Genomic DNA, 22757 nt, shown 5'->3' with positions numbered 1-22757 from the left:
TCAAGTGCTCCGGTGCCCTACCGGGGGCTGGCGAGCTTCCAGCCCGAGGACGCCGACTGGTTCCACGGCAGGGACGGGCTCGTCCGGCTGTTGCGGGAGCGCGTGGCCGTACTCGCGGGGGACGGCGGCGGCGTGCTCGCGGTGGTCGGGGCCTCGGGGTCGGGCAAGTCGTCCCTCCTGAGAGCGGGACTGATCCCGGCACTGACCCGCGACGGGAGCGGGCGGGCCACTCCGGTGACCCGCGAGGGGTACGGGCGCGTCACGTTGCTGACGCCCGGGGAACGGCCGACGGAGCGATTGCCCGGGGAATGGGGGGAGATCGGCGGCCACGTCCTTGTGGTCGACCAGTTCGAGGAGGTCTTCACCGAGTGCCGGGACGAGGGGGAGCGGCAGAGGTTCGTCGCCGCGCTCACCGGCGGCGCCGGGCCGGACGTCCGGCCACCCGGGGGAGGCGTGGTGGTGTTCGCGGTGCGCGCCGACTTCTACCCCCAGGCGCTTCGGCACCCGGCTCTGGCCCGCGTCCTGCAGGACTCGCAGGTCCTGGTCGGGCCGATGGGCCGCGACGAGGTGCGCGAGGCGATCGTCAAGCCCGCGCGGCAGGCCAAGGGCGATGTCGAGGACGGCCTGGTCGAGCTGGTCCTGCGCGACCTGTCGCCAGCCGACCCGGGAGCGACGGGCGCCACGGCGCACGACGCGGGGGCGCTCCCGCTGCTGTCGCACGCGTTGCTCACCGCCTGGCGTGACGGCGGGCGGCGGAGGCTGACCGTCGCCGGATACCAGGCGAGCGGAGGCATTCACGGGGCCGTCGCGCAGTCGGCGGAGGAGGCGTACGAGGCACTCGACGAGACCGGCCGCGCGCTGGCCGGGCGGCTGTTCCTGCGGCTGGTACGCGTCCCGGGGGAGACGTCAGGGGAGACCGAGGGGAGCGTTCCGGGCACCCGCCGCCCGTTGCCCTGGCGTGACCTGCGGGAACACGAGCACGCCGAGCAGCTGGAGCGGATCGTGGGCGCGTTCGTCGCCCTCAGGCTGCTCACCGCGGGCGCGGAGACCGTCGAGATCACCCATGAGGCGCTGCTGTGGTGCTGGCCCAGGCTACGCGGCTGGATCGACGCCGACCGGGCCTGGCTGCTGACCGCGCAACAGCTGGAGGAGGCCGCCGACCTGTGGGAACGGGAGAACCGGGACCCGGCCGCCCTCTACCGGGGGACACGTCTTTCCGCGGCCAGGGCCTGGCTGGAGAGCGCCTCCCACCACCCGGTCAACCCGCGCGTGCGCGACTTCGTCACCGCGAGCGGGCGGCGCGAGCGCGGACGCGTCCGCAGGCTCTACCAGCTCATCGCGTTGCTGAGCGTGCTCGTCCTGGTCACCGCGGGCACCTCCGTCGCGGCGGTGCGCGCCTCCGACACCGTCGGACGTCAGCGTGACGAGGCGCTGTCGGGCAAGGTCGCCAACGAGGCCGACGCGCTGCGCGCCGCGAATCCGGCCCTGGCCGCCCAGCTCGCCCTGGCCGCCTACCGTCTCGCGCCGACCAGGGAGGCGCGCGGCAGTCTGCTCAGTTCCTTCGCCAACCCTTACGCGGCCCTCGTGCCCGGCCACACCAACGCCGTCTACGCCGTACGGCTGAGCCCAGGCGGGCACACCCTGGCCAGCGCGAGCATGGACGGCACCGTCCGCCTGTGGGACCTGACCGATCCGCACCGGCCCGTCCCGCTTGCCGTACTCACCGGGCACACCAAGGGCGTCACCAGCGCCGTCTTCAGCGCCGACGGCCACCTGTTGACCACCGGGAGCGACGACGGCACCGCCCGCCTGTGGGACGTGGCCGACCCGCGCCGTCCCCGTGCCCTCGCCACGTTGACCGGTCACACCGGCGTCGTCAGGGCCCTGGCCCTCAGTCCCGACGGTCGCACCCTGGCCACCGCGAGCTATGACCGTACGGCACGGCTGTGGGACATCGCCGACCCGGCGCACCCCGCCTCGCTGGCCGTGCTGCGCGGTCCCCGCGATGGGCTGTCCTCGACGGCCTTCAGTCCGGACGGCCGTTTCCTCGTGGTCGCGGGAGCCGAGCCGGTCGTGCGCCTGTGGCGGGTCACGGATCCGCACCACCCCGTACGGTTGCCCGACCTGCGCGGCAACGGAGCCCGCGTGCTGTGCGTCGCCTTCTCTCCGGACGGGCGCCTGCTGATGACCGGGGGGTTCGACAACACCGCCTACCTGTGGGACGCCACCGACCTTGAGCACCCCAGGCACCTTGCCGCCCTTGAGGGGCACACCGGCGGGATCGTCGGCGCTGTGTTCAGCGCGGACGGCCGCACCCTGGTCACCAGCGGCTACGACCGCACGATCCGGATGTGGGAGGTGGGCGATCCGCGCCGCGCCGGTGCCCCCGTCGTGCTGGAGGGCCACTCGGGCACCGTCTACTCGGTCGACCTCGCCGCGGACGGGGCGGTCCTGGTCAGCGGCGGCTTCGACGAGACGGTCCGGGTGTGGGACCTGCGCAGGCCGGTCCTCGGCGGCCACGAGGGCGAGGTCAGCGCGGTGGCCTTCAGTCCCGACGGCCGGACTCTGGCCACCGGGACCTACCGGTCGGTCCGGCTGTGGGACGTCTCGGATCCGTACGGGGTCCGGCCGCTGGTCACCCTGACCGGCCACACCGACAACGTCGGGGCGCTCTCCTTCAGTCCGGACGGGCGCACCCTGGCCACCGGCGGCCTGGACGGCACGGTCCGGCTGTGGGACATCGCCGTTCCGGCCACCTTCCGTCCAACCTCGGCCGTTCCCCGCGCGACCCCGGTCGCCCCCCGGGCCGTCCTGACCCCAGGGCTGGGCAACGTCTTCGCCGTCGCCTTCGACCCCGGCGGCGGGCGGCTGGGCGCGGCGGGGGAGAGCGGCGCGGTCGTTCTCTGGGACACCGCCGACCTCGGCCGCGCGCCGGTCACGCTGACCGGTCACACCTCCGGCGTCTACGCGCTGGCCTTCGATCCGGCGGGCCGCCTCCTGGCGACCGGGGGCGCCGACCACACCGTGCGTCTGTGGGACCTCACCGGCACACGTTCCCCGGTCACGCTGACCGGTCACGCCAACACCGTCAACGCGGTGGCCTTCAGTCCCGACGGGCGCACCCTGGCCACCGCCGGAGCCGACCGCTCCGTGCGCCTGTGGAACACGGGCACGCAGGCCGGGGGCCCGGTGGCGGTCCTCGGCGGTCACGGCGACGCGGTGAACGCGGTGGACTTCAGCCCGGACGGGCGCACCCTGGCCACCGCGGGGGCCGACCGGGCCGTCCTGCTGTGGGACCTGACGGCCCCCGGCGGCCCGGTGCCTGTCGCCACCCTGACCGGCCATCTCGGCGCGGTCTACGCCCTGGCCTTCGACCGGCGCACCGGCCTGCTGGCCACGGGCGGGCAGGACGCCACGGCCCGGCTGTGGACCACCGACCCCGCGCCGGCCGCCCGGCGGCTGTGCGCGCTGTCGCCCCCGCCGATCACCCGGGCCGAATGGGAACAGCACCTGCCGGGCATCCCGCCACGGGGGCCGTGCCCCTAACCAGGTGGCCGGGAGCCGTAGATCTCCGGGAACCCGCGCACGATCGCCGCCACCGTCTGCCCGGGCGTCATCGCCGTGCTGTCGACGGCGAGATAGCGATAGCCGTCCTGGTCGGCGGCGATCGTCGTGTCGGCGGCGTCGTATCGGTCCACCCTGTCACGCCACTCCTGGGTGGTCCGCTTGGCGCGAGTGAGGCGTCGGCGCAGGCGTTCGTCCGGCTGCACGAGCAACTGGACCATGAACACCTCGTCGACCTCGGGGACGAGTTCGCGGAAGCGCAGGAAGTCGTCGCGCGTGGTGAGGAAACTCCCCGTGATGACGTTCTCGAAGCCGGCGGTCCAGTAGTTGCGGACGAGGGCGGCGACGTTGGCCCGGAGCAGCCGCCAGAACGCGTCGTCGAAGAGACACGGATTGACCTGGCCCAGGTCTTCGGCGTCGACCCGCGCGCCGCTCGGCGTGTGGGGCAACAGCGCACGGATGATCGTGGTCTTGCCCGCGCCCTCCTGCCCCGAGACAAGGATCAGGCGGCGGGCGGCAGGGCGGTCTGGACGCGGGGTTCGACCCGAGTGAGTCACGGTCATCCAACCTGCCACAGGCCGTGAGACCCGCGCCGACCCGGGAAGGCCCGGGTCGGCGGATGCCCCGGCGCCGGACCGCTCCTCACCCGGTGACCGGGCTTCGAGGGTCCCGGGCGCGGGCCGCTACGGCGTGACGACCTTCCACGGCTCCGGCCGCGCCGACCGTCCCTCCCGCCGCCGTCGCGTGAGAGATCGTCTCGTCAGGAGCCGCGAACGTCTCCGGAACCGGGAGCGGGAGGTCAGTTGGTGTGGGGGTTGGGCAGGTGGTCGCCCACGTGTCCGACCCAGACCTTGCCGGTGAGGCCGCCGGAGTCGTCGTGGAAGTGGATTCTGGGCGCGGGGCAGCCGCCTTTGCGGATCTTGATGTGCGCCTCCATCATCACCTTCCCCGACGGGTGCACCTCGGCGGGCACGGAGAAGGTCCGCCTTGTGCTGTATCTGCCGTTGGTGTTGACGGTCTTCGACTCGCTCATCGCGACCATCCCGGCCGGGATGGTCAGGACGGCCGAGCTCCTGCACCAGTCGAAGAACCCGCCGGAGAACTCGCCCGACGACCTGGCCTGGGCGAAGGCGTCGAGCGCGCGCAGCGCGTCCCAGGTCTTGGAGGCCCAGACCCTGGCGAGTGTGGGGTAGGTGAGGTCGAGTTTCGCGGCCTCGGTGTCGGTGTCGCCGATCTCCACGTGGGCCAGCTTCTCCCGCGCCATGTTCAGGGCGTCCATGAGGCTGGTCGGTTCGAAGACGGCGTCGTCGGGGGAGAGCCCGAAGGCGGGACTGCCCGCCCTGGCCAGCCTGCCCTCAAGCCAGCGGACCCGTTCCTGGAGCTTGCGGGCGGACGCGACGGCCTCGGCGTACTCCTGCTGGAGGATCTCGTGCTCGGTGTGCAGGCGGTCCATCTCACCGGCCAGCCTGTCGCTCTCGTCCTCGGCCTCGGCCAGCAGCTGGTCACCGCTCTGCCGTACGACGACCAGCTCGCGCAGGCCCTCGACGTGCGCGCCGAGGGTGCGCATCTGACGCAGGATCTCCCCGTTTCCGGAACCACCGCCGGAACCACCGCCGGAACCGCTGCCGGAACCACCCGAGGCTCCGGAGGAGGAGGCCGCCAGGCCGAGGGCGGCGTCCAGCTCGCCCCGCAGCTCCCTGACCACCACGGTGGCGACCAGGCGGGCCAGCTCGTCCACGTCCAGGGAACGCCGCTCCTGCGCGGGCTCCGGCTCGGCGGCCGGGACGGCCGTCGCCGCGGGCTCGGGTTCGGCGGGGGGCTCCGCGCCGTGCGCGGGGACGGGTTCTGCGGGAGCGGTCCGGGGGCCCATCGCCATCATCCAGCGGCGCAGCCCGTCTCCGGGGGAGCCGGTCGGCGCGGGACGCGGGGTCATGGCCTCGGCCAGGTCACCGGCGGTCGCCTTGCCGACCAGGATTCTGGAGACGACCCGGTAGGCCCGTTGCACGTCGTCGGGGAGCGCGCGTCGCGCCGTCTCCCCGATGATGCCGTCCGCGGCCAGGTCGAGCGCCTGCCTGCCCTGCTTGCGGACCATCGCCCCGCCCATCGGGCGGTGCCGGTAGGGGTAGCTCTCACCGCCCGGGTCGAACGGGGCCACGTAGGTGCGGATCCCCCCGCCGAACACCCCGAGGTCGGAGCCCATGGCCTCGTTGAAGCGCTGCTGGGCGTGCAGGTCGGCGAAGCGCGCGACCATCCCGGCCCCGGCGACCGCGCCCGCCAGGTATTCGGCCCTGGTCCTCGCCGCCCGCGGGTCCTGTGGATCGACCGAGACGACGGCCACCGGGACGCGGCGCCTGCGTTCGGAGAGCACCGAGACCAGCCGGTGGACGGCGTCCTCGTCGACCTCCTCCGCGGCGTCCGGCAGGTGCGTGCCGCCGTCGGTGATCCTGGCGGTGCGCAGGTAGGCCTGGACGAACCCCGGGGCGTGCCCCGCACCGCTCTCGCCGTCCCCCTCGACCGTGACGACCACCCAGCCCGCCGGTCCGCCCGTCCGCTCGGCGTAGGCGACCCGGGTGCGCAGCAGGCCCTCCGCCCGGTTCTCCTCGACGAGGTAACGCCCGCACTCGCCCGAGCGCTCGACGCGGACCCGGACTCCGTCCCGCTCGAACTCCTGCGCCGCCCTGCCCGTCTCCGGGGCCGGTAATCCCCTGGCGGCGAGCCACTCCCCGAAGGTGCGTCGCAGCCGGGGGGATATCGGCGCGGTCTTGTCCCGGAGGACCGCTTGGTACAGGCGACTTACGTTCGACGACATGGCAGCGACTTCCATACTCACGAGGGGCGCCGCCCGCCGCGGGGCGGGCGCCGCCTGAACGGCCGGGCGGGCGTCCGCGGGCGTGCCGGGGCAGGCGTGCTCGCAGACGGTGTACAGGGAGCGGGGAAGGTCATCAGATCACGAACGTGAGGGCGACGGCAGGCAATCAGGCGATTGCCCACCGTACGGGGATGTGTCCGCCGTCCGTCACCTCCGGTGCTTCCGGCCTGCCCTGATCGGGTTGGAGGCCGTCCGTAATTGCATTTATTTCCTATCTGTATAGTATGTTTTGCGCTGAATCCCCGGAAAGGAACACCGATGACCGTCCCGCCCGCCCAGCTCCTGTGGTACCTCACCGCCCCTGACGGGCCGTACCCCTGGGAGGAGCGCGGCCGATGGGCCACCGGCTTCGACCACCTGCGCCACGTCGCGGAGACGATCGACCGGCTCGGCTACTACGGCGCGCTGCTGGGCACCGGCCGGGACGACGGGCTGACCGTCGCGGCGGCCATGGCCGGGGCCACCCGGCGGATGAGGTTCCTCACCGCCGTCTACCCCGGTCTGACCTCACCCGCCAAGCTCGCCCAGATCGCGCACACCATCGACCGCTTCTCCGGCGGTCGGCTGCTGTTCAACGTGGTCAACGGCAACGACGCCACCCTCGCCCAGTACGGCCTGCACCTCGGCCACGACGAGCGCTACGACTTCAGCGCCGAGTACTGGGACGCCTTCCAGCGCGTCTACCTCGGCGAGCCGGAGCCGTACGAGGGCAGGCACGTCCGGCTGGCGGGCCGGGGAGGGCCCGGGGGGCCGCTGTCTCCGTGGGGCACGGCCGTGCGCCCGACACCGCTGTGGGGTGCGGGCACCTCACCCGCGGGCGTCGCCCACTCGGCGGGCCTGCTCGACGTCTACCTCAGCTTCGCCGACACCCCGCAGCGCCTCGGCGAGAAGTTCCGCCGCGTCGGTGCCGAGGCCGCCAAGCACGGCCGCACCCTGAGGTACGGCACCCGCCTGCAGATCATCGTGCGCGAGACCGAGGAGGAGGCCTGGGAGCACGCCGCCTCGCTGCTGCGCGCGACCTCGGTCGAGACCGCACTCGAACTCGCCAAGTGGAACCTGCCCGAACCGATCGAGACCTACCGGAGCCAGGACCCGCAGGTCAACCGGCGTCTTGAGGCGCTGCGTTCCGGGCGGCTACCCGACGTGCGCGACCTGGAGATCCATCCCAACGTCTGGACCGGGCCCAGCCTGTTCGGCTTCGACGTGGTCTCGCCGAGTTCGGGCACCTACCTGGTCGGCAGCGCGGAGAACGTCGCCGCCCGCATCCGCGAGTACCAGGAACACGGCGTCCAGTCCTTCATCCTGTCCGGCTTCCCGCTGATCGCCGAGGCCCACCGGGTCGCCGACCTGCTCTTCCCCCTGCTCGACCTCGACCACGGCTTCGAGATCCCCTCGCTGCGCGCGGACGCGTAACCCCTCAGGAGACACTTCGATGAACAGCCAGATCACCCGGCGTGGCTTCCTCGGCGGAGCCGTACTTCTCGGCGGGGCGGCGCTCGTCGGCTGCGCCCCGGGGCAGGAGGCCGCGCGCCCTGGAACGATCCAGCAGGCCGCGGTCGCCGACGGCGCCCCCCGGAGGGGCGGCAGGCTCAGGCTCGGCGTGGTCGACGGCGACAGGGCGGGCACGCTCGACGCGCACAAGCCGCTCACCATCGGCTCGATCATCAGGGGCTTCGCGGTCTACAGTAAGCTGTGGGAGTGGGACGCCGAGATGAACTGGTCCCCGGCCCTGGCCGAGGAGACCGAGGCGAACGCCGACGCGACGACCTGGACCGTACGGCTCAGGCAGGGGCTCGAGTTCCACAACGGCAAGACCATCACCGCCGACGACGTGATCTTCTCGGCCCGGCGGCTCACCGACCCCGCGCTCGGCTCCCCCTGGGCGGCGCTGCTGTTCACCCTCGACCGGGAGCGGATCGACAAGGTCGACGAACGGACCGTGCGCTTCCACTTCAAGGACGGCAAGGGCTTCGTGCCCTTCCCCGACACCTTCACCAACTTCGGCGCCATCGTCCCCGTCGACTACGACCCGGCCAAGCCGGTCGGGGCGGGGCCGTACAAGCTCAAGGAGTTCACCCCGGGGCAGCGGTCGCTGTTCACCCGGTTCGAGAACTACTTCAAGGACGGCCGGCCGTACGCCGACGAACTGGAGATCATCGACTTCCAGGACGAGGCGTCCCGGATCGCCGCGCTGCAGGCCGGCCAGATCTCCCTCGCCAACGGCATCGGCGCCGACCAGGTCAGGCTGCTGCAGGGCGACCCGAGGGTCAGGGTGGTCGTCTCCGAGACCAGCAACTGGCAGTCCTTCGACCTCAACCTCAGCAAGGAGCCCTTCCGCGACGAGCGGGTGCGTGAGGCGTTCCGGCTGCTGACCGACCGGCGGGAGCTGGTCGATCGCGCCCTGTCCGGTCACGGGCGCGTCGCCAACGACCTCTACTCGCCGCAGGACCCCACCTTCGACTGGAGCATCCCGCAACGTCCCCACGACGTCGAACGGGCCAGGGCGCTGCTGAAGGAGGCGGGCCGGGAGAACCTCCAGATCGAGCTGGTCTCCGGCGAGGGAGGGGACGCCGCCGCGCTGGTCTTCGCCGCCCAGGCGAAGAAGGCCGGGATCACCGTCACGGTGAAGAAGGTCGACGCCGCGACCTTCAACGGCCCGCGGCGCCTCGACTGGACGATGAGCACCGGCGGCCTGCTGACCGAGTCGTTCCTGTCCAGTGCCCTGCACCTGGACGCGCCCGTCTCGGCCGCGAACAAGACCCACTTCTCCGACCCGCGCTTCACCGAGCTGTTCGAACAGGCCGTCACCCAGCCGGACACCGCCAAGCGCGCCGAACTGGTCCACGAGATGCAGCGCATCCAGCACGCGAAGGGCGGAATGGTCATCTGGGGCTTCAACAACGCCCTGGACGCGGTCTCGACCGGCGTCGGCGGCGTCGCCCCCGAGCACACCCAGTTCGCGACCTGGCGTTTCGAGAAGCTCTGGGTCAAGGAGACGACCTGATATGACCGAACCGGAACCGGGGGGACGACCCCGGGCGGGCGGCAGGGGGAGGTGGCTGCTGCGCCGGGTCGCGTACGGCGCGGCGGCGGTCTGGGCCACCAGCGTCGTGGTGTTCGCCGCGACCCAGGCGCTGCCCTCCGACCCGGCCATGGCGATCCTCGGCGGGGACGCGACCCCGGAGAGCCTGGCCCGGCTGCGGCTCGACCTCGGACTCGACCGGCCGCTGTGGCAGCGGTACCTCACCTGGCTCGGCGGCGTCCTCACCGGTGACCTGGGCCGATCCCTCGACTCCGGCACCGACGTGGCGTCCCTGCTCGGCGGCAGACTCGTCAACTCCCTGGCACTGCTGGCCTCGGCGCTGACCGTCGCCGTCGCCCTCGCGCTGGCCCTCGGCCTGTTCGCCGCGCTGCGCAGGGGCGGCCTCGCCGACCGCGTCGTCACCTCGGCGGCCGTCTCCCTGCAGGCCGTACCGGGCTTCGTCGTCGCCGTCGCCCTGATCGTCCTGCTGGCCACGACCGTCTGGCCGGTCCTACCGGCCGCCTCGCTGCTCGAACCCGGGGTGTCGCCGTTCGCCCAGCCCCGCTATCTCGTCCTGCCCGCCCTGACCTTGGTCGCCGCTGAGACGCCCTACCTGCTGCGCCAGGTCCGCTCCTCGGTGGCCGAGGCGCTGGAGTCCGACTACGCGACCGCGGCCCGGCTGCGGGGTGTCCCGGAACGCCGGGTGGTCTGGCGCCACGCCCTGCCCAACGGGCTGGTGCCCGCCGTACAGGCGACGGCGCTGACCACCGGGGTGCTGCTCGGCGGCTCGCTGGTCGTCGAGGTCGCCTTCAGCTATCCGGGTCTCGGCGGCGCGCTGAACGCGGCGGTCGGCGCCCGCGACATCCCGGTGATCCAGGCGGCGGCCCTGCTCGTCGCGGGCGGGGTGGTCGTCGTCAACCTCCTCGCCGACCTGGTCACCGTGCTGCTGACTCCCAGGCTCAGGACGGAGGGGCGGTGAGCGCGATCCGTCTCCCGCGCGACCGGCGGGCGGGAACGGGCGCGGTCGTGAACGTCCTGGCGGGAGTCGTCCGTCCGCTGCGCGACCGGCAGGTCGGGTTCGGGGCGCTGCTGACCGTCCTCGTCGTGCTGGTCGCGGTGCTCGGACCGGTGGCGGCGCCGTACGCGGCCGACGAACTGGTCGGACCGGCCTACGGCGCGCCCGCCCCCGGGGCGCCGCTCGGCTACGACTACCTGGGCGCCGACGTGCTGTCACGGGTGCTGCTCGGCGGGCGCTCCCTCGTGCTGACGACCGTCTGCGCCGCCGTCCTCGCGCTGCTCGTGGGCGCGGTGATCGGCATGTCGGCCGCCTGGACCGGGCGCCTGGCCGACCGGGTCGTGCTGTGGTGCGCCGACGTGCTGCTGGCCTTCCCGCACCTGGTGCTCGTACTGCTGGCCGTCTCGATGCTCGGCCGCTCCCGCCCGCTGGTCGTGGCGACCGTCGCCGTCACGCTGCTGCCCGGCACGGTACGGCTCGCCAGGAGCCTGACGCTCGGCGTGATGGGGCAGGAGTACGTGGAGGCGGCCAGGCTTCTGGGCTACCCCCGGCGCCGGATCCTGTTCCGCGAGATCCTGCCCAACGTCACCACGCCGCTGCTGGTCCACCTGGGCGCGATGCTCACCTGGTCGGCCGGGCTGATCGCCGCGATGAGCTTCCTCGGGTACGGCGTGGCGGCCCCGGCGGCCGACTGGGGGCTCATGGTCAACGAGAACCACGGCGGCCTGCGCCTGCAGCCCTGGGCGGTGCTCGCTCCCGTCGTCCTGATCGCCCTGTTCGCGCTGGGCGTCAACACCCTGGCCGAAGGGCTCGGCCGTACCGTCGCGCCGGTCGAGGAGGAACGGTGAGCACCCATCCGCTGCTGCGCGTCGAGGGACTGCGGGTCGCCCTGGACACCGGCCCCGAGGTCCTGTCCGGCGTCGACCTGACCCTCGGCCCCGGCGAGATCGTCGGCCTGGTCGGGGAGTCGGGCTCAGGCAAGACCACGCTGGCCACCGCCCTGCTCGGGCACGCCAGGCCGGGGGCCCGGATCACCGGGGGCTCGATCACGGTCGGTGGCGTCGACATTCTCGGGTTGTCGCCGCGTGAGCTGCGGCGGGCACGCGGCGGGCTGGTCGGCTACGTCGCCCAGGACCCGGCGACCGCCCTCAACCCGGCGTTGCGGATCGGCACGCAGCTGGCCGAGATGGTGGCCGTGCACCGGCCCGGCCTGCGCGGCCGGGCGGTGACCGCCGAGGTCGGGGCCGCGCTCGACGCGGCGGGGCTGCCCTCGGAGGAGGCCTTCCTGCGGCGCTACCCGCACCAGCTCTCCGGAGGCCAGCAGCAGCGGGTGCTCATCGCGCTGGCCTTCCTGCCCGGCCCCCGGCTCGTCGTGCTCGACGAGCCGACGACCGCGCTCGACGTCACCACCCAGGCGCGGGTCCTGGCCTCGGTGCGTGAGATGTGCCGGGACCGGGGGGCCGCCGCGGTCTACGTCTCCCACGACCTGGGGGTCGTGCGGGGCCTGGCCGACCGGGTCGCGGTCATGTACGCGGGCCGCGTCGTGGAGACCGCCCCCCTCGGCACGTTCTTCCCGACCGGGACGACCAGGGGGTCCGCCGGAGCACGGCACCCGTACACGCGTGGCCTGCTGGCCGCCTCCCCGGACGTCGCCGTCCGCCGGGCGCCGCGGCCCATCCCCGGTCACGCCCCGTCACTGGCCGCGAGGCCGTCCGGCTGCGCGTTCGCGCCGCGCTGCGTCCGGGCCGACACGCTCTGCCGGGAGGAGACGCCTTCGCAGACGGGGGTAGGGCCGGAGCACTCGGTGGCCTGCCACCACCCGGTCGCCGTCCCGGAGACCGCCGCCGTCGCCGTCGCCGGCCTTCCTGAGGTACGGCCCGGCGCGGACGCGGAGCCGTTGCTGCGGGCCCGCGACGTCTCCTTCTCCTACGGTTCCGCGCACCGGGTGCTGCACGAGGTCTCCCTCGACCTGCGGGAGGGGGCCTTCCACGCGCTGGTCGGGGAGTCGGGGTCGGGCAAGACGACCCTCGCCCGGGTGCTGGCCGGGTTCGGCGGCCATGTCACCGGCACCCTGTCCTACGCGGGGGCGCCGCTGGCGGTCGCCGGGACGGACAGGCCCGCCGAGCTGCGGCGCCGGATCCAGTACGTGTTCCAGAACCCCTACCGCGCGCTCAACCCCCGGCACACGGTCGCCGAGATCCTGCGGACCCCGATCAGGCACCTCTTCGGCGTCCCGGAGGACGAGGCGCGGCGACGGGTCCTGGACGCCCTCGACCGGGTGGCGCTCCGTCCGGAGATCGCCCGGAGCCGTCCCGGGGAACTGTCCGGGGGCGAACGCCAGCGCGTGGCCGTCGCCCGTTCCCTCGTCTGCGACCCCAGCGTGCTGATCTGCGACGAGATCACCTCGGCGCTCGACGTCTCGGTCCAGGCCGCAGTCCTGGAGCTGCTCACGACGCTGCGTCGTGACGGTCTGACCGTGCTGTTCGTCACCCACGACCTGGGAGTGGTCCGCGCGGTCGCCGACGAGGTCTCGGTCATGCACCGGGGACGGATCGTCGAGCACGGCCGTACCGACGACGTCCTGGACGACCCGGCGGCCCCCTATACCCGGTCCCTGGTCGCCGCCGCGCGGGGAGCCGTCACGGCCTGAGGCGACCGGGCCGGGGAGGTCCGTGGTCCCGGCAAACGTGGTAATCCGGTCCTATTTCCGAACTCATGGCGGAAGGTAGCGTCGATCCGGGGTCCGCGCCGACATGGCCCGTTCGGCCGTCCCACAGGCTCGGCCCCTGCCAGGGGCCCGCCCGCACAGGAGGAACGATGACGGATGACCGGACGGCCGTCGTGCCGCAGGGGATCGACGAACGAAGCCTCGCCGCGCTGCTGACGCGGGAGCGCGCCGCCTGGATCGAGGGCAGGCCGAGGTCGGCGGCGCTGTACGAGCGTGCCCGCGCCTCGCAGTTGCACGGCACACCGCAGCACTGGATCAGGCAGTTCCCGCCGCCGGTGCCGCTGACGGTCGAGCGGGCCACCGGAGCCCGCCTGCACGACGTCGACGGGCACGACTACGCCGACTTCGGCCTGGCGGGCACGGCGGCGCTGTGGGGGCACGACCACCCCGCGATCGTCGCGGCGCTGCGTGACCAGCTCGGCCGGGGCAGTGTGACCCTGTGGCCGAACGAGGACCACGTGTGGGTGGCCGAGGAACTGCGGAGCCGTTTCGGCCTGCCGTGCTGGCAGTTCGCCGTCTCGGCCACCGACGCGAACCGGTTCGCGCTGCTGCTGGCCAGGGTGACCACGGGACGGGAGCGGATCCTGATGTTCAACCGGGCCTACCACGGCGCGGTCGAGCAGACCTACGCCGTGCTGACCGAGGAGGGCGTCACGCCGCTGCCCGGCGTCGACACGGGCGGCGTGGACGTGCGGCGGACCACGAAGGTGGTCGAGTTCAACGACCTCGACGCGCTGGAACGGGAGCTCGCGCCACGGGACGTCGCCGCGGTGATCGCCGAACCGGTGATGACCAACGGCGGCGCGGTGATCCACCCCGACCCCGGATTCCACGCGGGCCTGCGTGAGATCACCCGCCGTACGGGGACCCTGCTGCTCATCGACGAGACCCAGACGATCCCGGCCGGTCCGGGCGGCTGCGTCCGCGAGTTCGGCCTGGAACCGGACCTCATCACCATGGGCAAGTGGATCGCCGGGGGCGTCCCCGCGGGCGTGTACGGCATGTCCGAGGAGGTCGCCACGGCGGCGGCGCGCTACACCCGGGACGGCGACGGCGGTCTCGGCAGCACGCTGGCGAGCGGCCCGCTCGCGGTCAGGGCCATACGGGCGGTGCTCGAAGAGGTCATGACGGAGCGGACGTACGCGCACATGAACCGTCTCGCCGACCGTTACGGCCACGGGATCGAGGAGGTCGTCGCGGCGCACCGCCTGCCCTGGCACGTCGGCCGCCTCGGGGGCCGCGTCATGTACGCCTTCACCCCGGAGCCGCCGCGCAACGCCGGGCAGCCCTATCCCCGGAGCGCCTCGCTGCGTGAGGCGCTGTGGCTGTACCTGGCGAACCGGGGGATCGCGCTCGACGGGATGAGCGGCGCGGCGCTGTTCTCACCGCTGTCGGAGGAGTCCGACGTCGACCGGCACAACGAGCTGTTCGCCAAGGTGGTCGCCGAGCTCGTGGGGTAGCGAGGGCGATGACGGAGCCCGGCGGGTTCACCGAGGCCGGTTCGGCCAATGCGGCCGGTGCGGCCGGTTCGGCCAATGCGGCCGCCAAGGCTGAGGTGGACCCGCCGGCGCACGACCACCGGCCGGCGACGAACGCCGCACGACGGGGCCCGGACGGCGCGGCCCCGAAGCCGAAACATTTCCTTAATACGGGTTCTTCGGGGAAGTCGTGCCGGTAAAGGCCTTTGCCCGGTTCGCGGCCGTCGTGCCACATGACCGGGTGCCGGAGGCGATTTTTGGAACGGTGCTCCCTCGCTTCCTTCCCGCTCCGTCCTGCCCGGTGGGAGGGCCTTCTGTGTACCCTCCGGCGCGGTGCGGGACAGGGAAAGCAGAGGTCGGAAACGGCCCGAATTGATGGCTGGAACGAGCTTTTCTGACCTTTTGTCCGGCCCAAAAAGTGTCGTATGGAACTTTAGCGACACCGCCGTGTCGCCTCGTGATGTTAATGTTTTCCACAAAAACATCCTTGTCGGGAAAACCATTCAGTGAGAGCTTTGAAAAACGGCTCGTCGTCCACTTCGAGAGGTGTTTCCCGGCCATGGTTGATGACGTCAACGACCCCGCGGACTCCGCGGATCTGCCCGCGCTCCCCTTCGTGCGGAGTAACCCTCTTGACCTGCCGCAGACCTACCACGCGTTGCTCAACGACGAACCGGTGGCCAGGGTGCGCACCCAGGCGGGCGACGTCGCCTGGCTGGTGACCGGCTACGAGGAAGCCAGGGAGGCCTTCGCCGAGCGGCGCCTGGGCCGCTCGACCCCCACCCCGGAGCGGGTGTCCAGGATCTCCAACTCAGTGCTGCTGGGCGGCCCGCGCAGCGACACCATCGAGGTCGAGAAGGCCAAGCACGAGCGGATGCGCCGCCTGTTCGCCCCCGCCTTCTCCGCCCGCAGGATGAGCGCCCTCGCGCCGCGCATCAGGGAGTTCGTCGACACGTTGCTCGACGACATGGCCGAGCACGGCCCCCCGGCCGACCTGAGGGAGCGGATCTCCCTTCCGCTTCCCGTACTGGTGATCTGCGAACTGCTCGGCGTGCCGTACGCCGACCGCGGCTACTTCAGGAAGCTGGCCGAGATGGTGGGCAACCTGAGCGACCCGCGCCGGGCCCAGGACGCGATGGACGCGCTGAGCGAGTACACCAGGAAGATCGTCATCGACAAGCGGGAGAATCCCAGTGAGGACGTCTTCTCCGATCTGGCCAGGGCGGACGTGCCGGACGAGGAGATCGCCATGCTCTCCGCCGGGCTGCTGTTCGCGGGCCACGAGACGACCATCAACCAGATCGACTACGGCGTGCTCCTGCTGCTGTCCAACCCGGAGCAGCGCGACGCCCTGGTCGCCACCCCGGAGATGATCGACAGGGCGGTCGAGGAGATCCTGCGGATCGCGGCGCCGAGCAACCACGGCCTGCCCCGCTACGCGCACGAGGACGTGACGATCGGCGGTGTGACGATCGAGCGCGGCGACGCGGTGATCATCGCCATGACGGCGGCCAACCGGGACGAGCGGGCCTTCACCGACCCCAACCGCTTCGACATCGGGCGCGCCCCCGGCAGCCAGCACCTCGGGTTCGGCTACGCGATCCACTACTGCATCGGGGCGAGCCTGGCCAGGATCGAGATGCGGGAGATGATCGGCGGCCTGTTCCGCCGCTTCCCCACGCTCACCCTGACCGTGCCGCCTGAGGAACTGACCGAGCAGAGCGACTCGCTCACCGGAGGGGTCGACCGCATCCCGGTCACCTGGTGATCCCGGCGCCGTCTCTCGCCGGAGGGCGGGAATGGCGGCGCAGCAGCAGCATCGCCGCGTCGTCCTGCAACGGCCCGCCGACGTGGTCGAGCAGGTCGGCGCGCAGTTCCTCAAGCGCGGCCTGGGGGTCGGAGCCGCCGAGCACCCCGGCGCGGTCGAGGAGGGGATAGAAGACGCCGGAGGCGTCACGGGCCTCGATGACGCCGTCGGTGTACAGCAGGATCTGGTCGCCGGTCCCGAACGGCACCCGGTAGGGGGCGGGGACGGCGGACCCGAGGGAGACGAGGCCGAGCGGGGGGATCTCCTCCTCCGGCTCGGCCAGCAGGATCCGGCCGTCGCTGCGCATGATCAGGGGCGGCGGGTGGCCGAAGTTCAGCAGGGATATCTCCTCCTCGTGCACCTGGGCGAGGATGGCCGTGACGAACCTCTCGCCTCCCAGGTGGCGGGCGAGGCTGTTTTCGAGCCGGTCGCCGATGCCCGGCAGGTCGGGTTCGTCGTAGGCCGCCTCGCGGAACGCGCCGAGTGTCCAGGCGGCCGTCTCGACCGCCTGCAGCCCCTTGCCCTGCACGTCGCCGATGAGCAGGCGCACCCCCTCCGGGGTGGTGACGACCTCGTAGAGGTCCCCGCCGATGCGTGCCTCGGCCGCGGCCGAGGTGTAGGACAGGGCGATGCGCAGGTCGCCCGCCCGGCGCGGCACCGGGCGCAACAGCACGTGCTGGGCCGTCTCGGCGACCATCCGCACGTTGGCCAGTTCGCGCTCGCGGCGGATGCGCAGGTGGGCGGCCAGCATGCTGGCGCCGGTCACCGCGGTGATCGTCGCGATCGTGAGGTTGTTCTGCCGGTTGAACAGCACGCCGCTGTAGGCCGAGAGCGGCAGGCAGATGGCCAGCGCCAGCGCGCCGACGAGTACGGTGCGCCGTACGCCGCCGGACACCGAGGCGAAGGTCGGCCCGAGGGTCAGCAGCGGCAGGAAGCCGAGCCTCGGACCGGCGAGCATGTCGGTCAGGCCGACGGCGCCCATCACCGCGAACGGAAGGATCTTGAGTACCGCCTGTGATCTGCGATGGATCTCCGGCGCCGGGGAGTGCAGGGCTGGCCTCCAGGAATCGTGGAACAGATCGTCGGCGTGAACGCCTGCTGCTCATGGTGCCCAGCGAGCATCACGATCAGCTGGCAAGATTGCTCGATCAGGGTTCGTTTCTGTCCCGTGGGTGAAAACAGGGCACTGATAAGATCGTCCCCGGTGAGCCGGGAAGCCTGGTCGGCGCTGTCATGCCGTATGGCCTGGAAGGTGCTCGCCGATGTCTCCGTCCCCGCCCGCCGGGCTCCTGACCCGCCCGGGGAACCGCCGCCCGCCCGGCGGAAGACCCACGTCACCGGAACCAGTGCCGCGGGTCGCCGCGGCGAGGAGGACTCTCCGATGCGCGCACGCGACCTGCTGACCGCCTTTCCCACGGTCACCCTTGAGACCCCGGTCGCCGAGGCGGCCCGGCTGCTGGCCGACCAGGGGCTGCCCGGCCTGATCGTCGTCGACGGCGACGGCCTGCCCATCAGCATCCTGCCCGGCACGCAGGTGCTGCGCCTGGCCGTGCCCGGCTACTGCCAGGACGACCCGGCGCTGGCCCGGGTGGTCGACGAGGCGCACGCCGACGGCTTCCTGCGGGCGGTCGCCGGACGGACGGTACGTGAGGCGATGCCCCGCGAACGCAGGGAACTGCCGGTCACCGATCCGGACGCCACGGTGCTGGAGGTCGCCGCCCTCATGGCGCGCACCCACAGCCCGCTGGCCGCGGTCGTCGACGGCGGCCGCCTGGTGGGCGCGGTCACCCTGCGGACGCTGCTCGACCGGGTCCTGGCCGCGTGAGCGTCCTCGCCTGGCTCTCGGTCGCGGTCTTCCTCGGCGCCTACGCGCTGATCGCCACCGAACGGGTGCACCGGGTCGCCGCGGCCCTCGGCGGTGCCGGGATCATGCTGCTGATCCACGCGACCGACGCCGAGGCCGCGTTCTTCTCCCGGCACACCGGCGTCGACTGGAACGTCGTCTTCCTGCTGCTGGGCATGATGGTCATCGTCGGGGTGCTCAAGCAGACCGGCGTCTTCGAGTACCTCGCGATCTGGGCCGCGAAACGGGCCAGGGGCAGGCCGTACCGGCTGATGGTGCTGCTGGTCGTCATCACCGCCTTGGCCTCCGCCCTGCTGGACAACGTCACCACCGTGCTGCTCATCGCCCCGGTGACGTTCCTGGTGTGCGAACGGCTGGCCGTACCGGTGGCGCCGTTCCTGATCGCCGAGGCGATGGCCTCGAACATCGGCGGCACCGCCACCCTGGTCGGCGACCCGCCCAACATCATCATCGCCAGCCGGGGAGGTCTGACCTTCAACGACTTCCTGGTCCACCTGGCGCCGCTGATCGTGCTGCTGATGGTGGTCTTCGTGGTGCTGTGCCGGTTCCTGTTCCGCGGGGCGTTCGCGCACGACCCGGCGCGGGCGGCCGACGTGATGGCGCTCGACGAACGCGAGGCGATCACCGACCGCGGGCTGCTGTGGCAGAGCCTGGTCGTGCTGGCCCTGGTCCTGGTGGCCTTCGTGCTCCACCCCGTCCTGCACTACGAGCCGTCCGTCGTGGCGATCCTGGGGGCGGGTTTCCTGGTGGCCGCGACCAGGGTCACCGCGGAGGAGGCCATCTCCGAGGTGGAGTGGCCGACCCTGACCTTCTTCGCCGGGCTGTTCGTCATGGTCGGAGCGCTGGTCGAGACCGGCGTCATCGAACAGGTCTCCCGTGCCGCCGTCGAGGCGACCCAGGGGCGGATCGGGGTGGCCGCCACGGGCCTGCTGTGGGGGTCGGCCGGGATCTCGGCGATCGTCGACAACATCCCGTACGTGGCCACGATGAGCCCCATCGTGGCCGACCTGGTGAACGCGGCCGGAGGCGGTGAGCACGCCAGGGTGCTGTGGTGGGCGCTCGCGCTCGGCGCCGACCTGGGGGGCAACGCCACCGCCGTCGGCGCCGCGGCCAACGTCGTCGTGCTCGGCATCGCCGCCCGCAACGGCACCCCGATCAGCTTCTGGGGCTTCACGAGGTACGGCCTCGTCGTCACGCTCGTCACCGTCGCCGTGGCCACGCCGTACCTGTGGGTGCGATACCTGCTCTAGCGGCGTCTGACCAGCAGCCGCAGCAGGTACGGCGCGCCGACGACACCGGTCACGACGCCGGCGGGCAGCGGCACACCGGGCACCGCGAACTGCGCGACCAGGTCGGAGGCGAGCAGCAGCGCGGCCCCGGCCAACGCGGACGGCAGCAGGGCGACGGAGCCCGTCCGGACGACGCGGCGCGCCACCGGGGCGCTGACCAGCGCGACGAACGGCACCGGCCCCACGACGGCGACGGCCGTGGCGGCCAGGGCGGCGGCGAGCCCGAGCACCAGCGTCCGGGCGCGCCCGACCCGCTCGCCGAGCGCCGTCGCCGGGTCGTCGCCCAGTTCGAGGACGGGCAGCCCGCGCCCCGCGGCCAGCGCGGCGGGCACCAGCACCACTCCGCAGACCGCCAGCGTCAGCGAGGTTTCCCAGCCCGCCCTGCCCAGGCTGCCGTTGATCCACACCAGCGCCTCCTGGGTGTCGCGCACGTCGCCGCTGGTGAGCACGTACGAGACGACGGCCGTGCACAGGGCGGAGACGCCGATGCCGACGATGACGAGGCGGTGACCGGCGCGCCGCCAGGACAGCAGGTAGACGGCGGCGGTCGCGACCAGGGCGCCGCCGAGCACGACACCGGTCAGCGACAGGCCGCTCAGCCCGAAGGCGATGAGCCCGAGGACCCCGGCCGCGCCCGCGCTCTGCGTGACACCGATGACGTCCGGGCTGGCCAGGGGGTTACGCAGGATCGACTGGAGCAGCGCGCCGGACAGGCCCAGACACGCCCCGGCCAGCAGCGCGGTGAGCATGCGCGGCATGCGCAGCTCCATGATGACGAACCCGGTCGTCGGGTCCGCTCGGCCGAGGACGGCGCCGAGGACCTCCTGCGGGCTGACCGACGCCTTGCCGAGCGCGAGCCCGCACACGGCGAGCGCGGCGATCCCGGCCGCGAGCACGGCGGTGACCCGGGCCTCGCGCGACCGGGCCCGCCTGCGCAGCCTGCCGGTCGGCGATCCGGTGACGGTCATCGGCGTCCCCTCCCGCGCGGCCGTACCAGGGCGATGAGCAGCGGGGCGCCGGCCGCCGCGACCACCACGCCCACCTGGAGCTCGCCGGGGCGCGCGACGATCCGGCCCAGTACGTCGCAGCCGATGAGCAGGATCGGGCCGGAGAGCGCCGCGTACGGGACGGTCCAGCGGTGGTCGGGTCCCGCGAGCCTGCGTGAGGTGTGCGCGACGATCAGCCCGGCGAAGGCGATGGGTCCGGCGGCGGCGGTGGCCGAGCCGCACAGCAGCACCACCGTCAGCGTGGCGAGCGCCCGGGTGAGCCCGACCCGCTGGCCCAGGCCCCGGGCCGTGTCCTCGCCCAGGGCCAGGCCGTTGAGCGGCCTGCTGACCGCGACGGCGAGGACGAGCCCGGCGGCGACGCCCGGCAGTGTCTGCCACAGCACCGGGAACCCCCGGGCGGCCAGCGCGCCGACCTGCCAGAAGCGCATCTGGTCGAGGGCGGAGCGGTCGGTGAGCAGCACCGCGGTGACCAGGGAGGTGAGCGCCGCGGTGACCGCGGCCCCGGCGAGCACCAGGGTGACCGGGCCGGCACCGGAGCGTCCCCCTGCCCCGGCGACGCCGTACACGAAGGCGGTCACCACGGCGGCACCGGCGAAGGCGAACCAGATCCTGCCGCCGCCTTGGACGCCGAGGACGCTGATGGCGACGACGACGGCCAGGGAGGCGCCGGAACTGACGCCGAGCAGACCGGGGTCGGCCATCGGGTTGCGGGTCAGTCCCTGGACGACCACCCCTGCCACGGCCAGGCCCAGCCCGGCCACCACCCCGACGAGGGTCCGGGGCAGCCGCTTCTCGACGATCACCAGGTGGTGCGGGTTCGCCGGGTCGTAGTGGGTGAGCGCCTGCCACACCGTGCGCGGCGGCAGCGCGTTGGCGCCGACGGCGAGGCTGAACGCGCACACCGCGACCAGCGCGACGGCGAGCAGGAGCAGACCGGCGACCAGGGGGCCGGTCCGGCGCCGGGACGCGGGGCCGGCAGGGACCGCGGGTCTCCGGGCGTCCCGGGGCGCGGGCAGGACGGGCACGTACGGATCTCCAGAGGGCTACGCGCCGGCCTTCGCGGCGGCGGCGGCGAGCTGTGGCACGTACCGGTCGAGCATCCACGGGATGGACAGCACCGTCGGCGCGCTGCTGGCCATCACGAACGACTCACCCACGATGGGAGCGAAGCGCTTGTCCCTGATGTTGGGCATGGCCGCGATGACCGGGTCGGCGACGAACCTGTCGGCCTCCTTCTGGGAGCCGAAGTACATCACCAGGACGTCGGCCTCGATCTTGCCGACGTTCTCGTAACTGACGTTGTAGAAGTAGGAGCCCGCCTCGGGGTCGGCGTCGAGCGCGGCGACGCTGGGGCTCACGGTCATGCCGAGGTCGCCGAGCAGCGCCACCCGGGGGTCGCTGGCCCGGTAGACGTTGAGCTGGTCGGCCTCGTTGGCGGCGCCGTACAGGAAGGACCTGCCCTTCAGGACCGGGTTGGCCGCGGCGAGCGAGGCGACGTGGGCGGCGGTCCTCTCCTTCAGGGCCGTGGCCTCGGCGCTGCGGCCGAGGGCCTTGCCGATGATCTCGACCTGGTCCTGCCAGGACAGCGCCCAGGGCTTCTCCGGGTAGGCGACGACCGGGGCGATCTTGCCGAGTTTGGCGAACTCCTCCTTGGTGATGCCCGAGTAGGGGGCGAGGATGACGTCGGGGCGGACTTCGACGATCTCCTCGAACGGCACCTCGCCGCTTTCGGAGCTGAGCAGGACCGGGGTGGCGCCGCCGAGCTCCTTGATCTTGTCCGCGTCCCAGGGGAGCACGCCGTCGGCGTCCCCGCCGTAGGTGTTCCTGGGCATCGCGACCGGGACCACGCCGAGGGCGAGCACGACGTCCTGACTCGACCAGCCCCAGGTGACCACACGCTCCGGCCTCTTGGTGATCACGGCGTCGCCGAGCGCGCTGGGGATGGTGACGGGGAAGGCGTCGCTTGAGGACGCGGCCCGGCTCGCCGAGGACCGCGCCCCGGGTTCGGCGGGGGAGGTGGAGGCGGAGCACCCGGCGAGCGCGAGGGCGGTCAGGGTGACCAGCGCGGCCAGTGCGGTCCTGGATCGCGACCGTACGGCGGTGAGCATGCGATC

The 22757-nt window shown here is 72.8% G+C and carries 16 protein-coding genes; 10 read left to right on the top strand and 6 right to left on the bottom strand.

The window, feature by feature from the left end; translation table 11 throughout:
* Positions 1-12: 12 nt before the first annotated feature.
* Complete coding sequence (locus ACFYY8_RS23640; protein ID WP_390044358.1) at positions 13-3546, top strand: hypothetical protein; 3534 nt, start codon at positions 13-15, stop codon at positions 3544-3546.
* On the opposite strand, the gene ACFYY8_RS23635 is transcribed toward ACFYY8_RS23640, so the two are convergent.
* Positions 3543-4127, bottom strand: a complete 585-nt coding sequence (locus tag ACFYY8_RS23635) for a hypothetical protein (protein WP_390044274.1) — start codon at positions 4125-4127, stop codon at positions 3543-3545. The genes ACFYY8_RS23640 and ACFYY8_RS23635 overlap by 4 nt on opposite strands.
* Before the next feature lie 236 nt (positions 4128-4363).
* Positions 4364-6373 carry a hypothetical protein gene (locus ACFYY8_RS23630; protein ID WP_390044272.1) on the bottom strand — a complete coding sequence of 670 codons (2010 nt, stop codon included), beginning with the start codon at positions 6371-6373 and terminating at the stop codon, positions 4364-4366.
* A gap of 318 nt (positions 6374-6691) precedes the next feature.
* Between ACFYY8_RS23630 and ACFYY8_RS23625 the strand changes: the two genes are divergently transcribed.
* The 7 genes from ACFYY8_RS23625 to ACFYY8_RS23595 all read left to right on the top strand — a co-directional run bounded on the left by ACFYY8_RS23625 (position 6692) and on the right by ACFYY8_RS23595 (position 16444).
* Entirely contained in the window at positions 6692-7846 is a 1155-nt protein-coding gene (locus ACFYY8_RS23625; protein WP_390044270.1) for an LLM class flavin-dependent oxidoreductase, read from the top strand.
* A gap of 19 nt (positions 7847-7865) precedes the next feature.
* The gene (locus ACFYY8_RS23620) at positions 7866-9437 is read left to right on the top strand and encodes an ABC transporter substrate-binding protein (protein WP_390044267.1); all 1572 of its coding nucleotides are present in this window, start codon (positions 7866-7868) and stop codon (positions 9435-9437) included.
* 1 nt (position 9438) lies between these two features.
* Positions 9439-10434, top strand: a complete 996-nt coding sequence (locus ACFYY8_RS23615; protein ID WP_390044265.1) for an ABC transporter permease — start codon at positions 9439-9441, stop codon at positions 10432-10434.
* Positions 10431-11318 carry an ABC transporter permease gene (locus ACFYY8_RS23610; RefSeq protein WP_390044263.1) on the top strand — a complete coding sequence of 296 codons (888 nt, stop codon included), beginning with the start codon at positions 10431-10433 and terminating at the stop codon, positions 11316-11318. Before ACFYY8_RS23615 ends, ACFYY8_RS23610 begins: the two co-directional genes overlap by 4 nt.
* Positions 11315-13120, top strand: a complete 1806-nt coding sequence (locus ACFYY8_RS23605) for a dipeptide ABC transporter ATP-binding protein (RefSeq protein WP_390044262.1) — start codon at positions 11315-11317, stop codon at positions 13118-13120. The genes ACFYY8_RS23610 and ACFYY8_RS23605 overlap by 4 nt, the downstream gene beginning before the upstream one ends.
* A gap of 167 nt (positions 13121-13287) precedes the next feature.
* Positions 13288-14658 carry a transaminase gene (locus ACFYY8_RS23600; RefSeq protein WP_390044260.1) on the top strand — a complete coding sequence of 457 codons (1371 nt, stop codon included), beginning with the start codon at positions 13288-13290 and terminating at the stop codon, positions 14656-14658.
* A gap of 577 nt (positions 14659-15235) precedes the next feature.
* Positions 15236-16444, top strand: a complete 1209-nt coding sequence (locus ACFYY8_RS23595) for a cytochrome P450 (protein WP_390044258.1) — start codon at positions 15236-15238, stop codon at positions 16442-16444.
* On the opposite strand, the gene ACFYY8_RS23590 is transcribed toward ACFYY8_RS23595, so the two are convergent.
* The gene (locus ACFYY8_RS23590; RefSeq protein WP_390044256.1) at positions 16434-17465 is read right to left on the bottom strand and encodes a PP2C family protein-serine/threonine phosphatase; all 1032 of its coding nucleotides are present in this window, start codon (positions 17463-17465) and stop codon (positions 16434-16436) included. The two genes, ACFYY8_RS23595 and ACFYY8_RS23590, sit on opposite strands and share 11 nt — an antisense overlap.
* A 222-nt stretch (positions 17466-17687) precedes the next feature.
* Between ACFYY8_RS23590 and ACFYY8_RS23585 the strand changes: the two genes are divergently transcribed.
* Positions 17688-18308, top strand: a complete 621-nt coding sequence (locus ACFYY8_RS23585) for a CBS domain-containing protein (protein WP_390044254.1) — start codon at positions 17688-17690, stop codon at positions 18306-18308.
* The gene (locus tag ACFYY8_RS23580) at positions 18305-19597 is read left to right on the top strand and encodes an ArsB/NhaD family transporter (protein ID WP_390044252.1); all 1293 of its coding nucleotides are present in this window, start codon (positions 18305-18307) and stop codon (positions 19595-19597) included. Before ACFYY8_RS23585 ends, ACFYY8_RS23580 begins: the two co-directional genes overlap by 4 nt.
* Here the strand turns inward: ACFYY8_RS23580 and ACFYY8_RS23575 are convergent.
* From ACFYY8_RS23575 to ACFYY8_RS23565, 3 genes are read right to left on the bottom strand one after another with little or no spacing between them, the layout of a single operon-like run.
* On the bottom strand, positions 19594-20604 hold the full coding sequence (locus ACFYY8_RS23575; RefSeq protein WP_390044250.1) for a FecCD family ABC transporter permease: 1011 nt from the start codon (positions 20602-20604) through the stop codon (positions 19594-19596). The two genes, ACFYY8_RS23580 and ACFYY8_RS23575, sit on opposite strands and share 4 nt — an antisense overlap.
* Positions 20601-21668, bottom strand: coding sequence for a FecCD family ABC transporter permease (locus tag ACFYY8_RS23570; protein WP_390044248.1), 1068 nt, complete (start codon positions 21666-21668; stop codon positions 20601-20603). The genes ACFYY8_RS23575 and ACFYY8_RS23570 overlap by 4 nt, the downstream gene beginning before the upstream one ends.
* Before the next feature lie 18 nt (positions 21669-21686).
* Positions 21687-22751: an ABC transporter substrate-binding protein gene (locus tag ACFYY8_RS23565; protein ID WP_390044246.1), complete on the bottom strand. Its 1065-nt coding sequence runs from the start codon at positions 22749-22751 to the stop codon at positions 21687-21689.
* Positions 22752-22757 lie beyond the last annotated feature (6 nt).

Origin of the sequence: Streptosporangium sp. NPDC001559 (genome assembly GCF_042893955.1) — a bacterium.
In the GTDB taxonomy this organism is placed as follows: Bacteria; Actinomycetota; Actinomycetes; order Streptosporangiales; family Streptosporangiaceae; genus Streptosporangium.
Note: the sequence above shows the minus strand (reverse complement) of the source record. Positions and strands in the feature narration are given on the sequence as shown.

Bases quoted from the DNA above. Each gene is read 5' to 3' on its own strand.
- ACFYY8_RS23635 (WP_390044274.1), bottom strand. From the start codon at position 4,127: ATGACCGTGACTCACTCGGGTCGAACCCCGCGTCCAGACCGCCCTGCC.
- ACFYY8_RS23630 (WP_390044272.1), bottom strand. From the start codon at position 6,373: ATGTCGTCGAACGTAAGTCGCCTGTACCAAGCGGTCCTCCGGGACAAG.
- ACFYY8_RS23625 (WP_390044270.1), top strand. From the start codon at position 6,692: ATGACCGTCCCGCCCGCCCAGCTCCTGTGGTACCTCACCGCCCCTGAC.
- ACFYY8_RS23620 (WP_390044267.1), top strand. From the start codon at position 7,866: ATGAACAGCCAGATCACCCGGCGTGGCTTCCTCGGCGGAGCCGTACTT.
- ACFYY8_RS23615 (WP_390044265.1), top strand. From the start codon at position 9,439: ATGACCGAACCGGAACCGGGGGGACGACCCCGGGCGGGCGGCAGGGGG.
- ACFYY8_RS23600 (WP_390044260.1), top strand. From the start codon at position 13,288: ATGACGGATGACCGGACGGCCGTCGTGCCGCAGGGGATCGACGAACGA.
- ACFYY8_RS23595 (WP_390044258.1), top strand. From the start codon at position 15,236: ATGGTTGATGACGTCAACGACCCCGCGGACTCCGCGGATCTGCCCGCG.
- ACFYY8_RS23590 (WP_390044256.1), bottom strand. From the start codon at position 17,465: ATGGGCGCCGTCGGCCTGACCGACATGCTCGCCGGTCCGAGGCTCGGC.
- ACFYY8_RS23575 (WP_390044250.1), bottom strand. From the start codon at position 20,604: ATGACCGTCACCGGATCGCCGACCGGCAGGCTGCGCAGGCGGGCCCGG.
- ACFYY8_RS23565 (WP_390044246.1), bottom strand. From the start codon at position 22,751: ATGCTCACCGCCGTACGGTCGCGATCCAGGACCGCACTGGCCGCGCTG.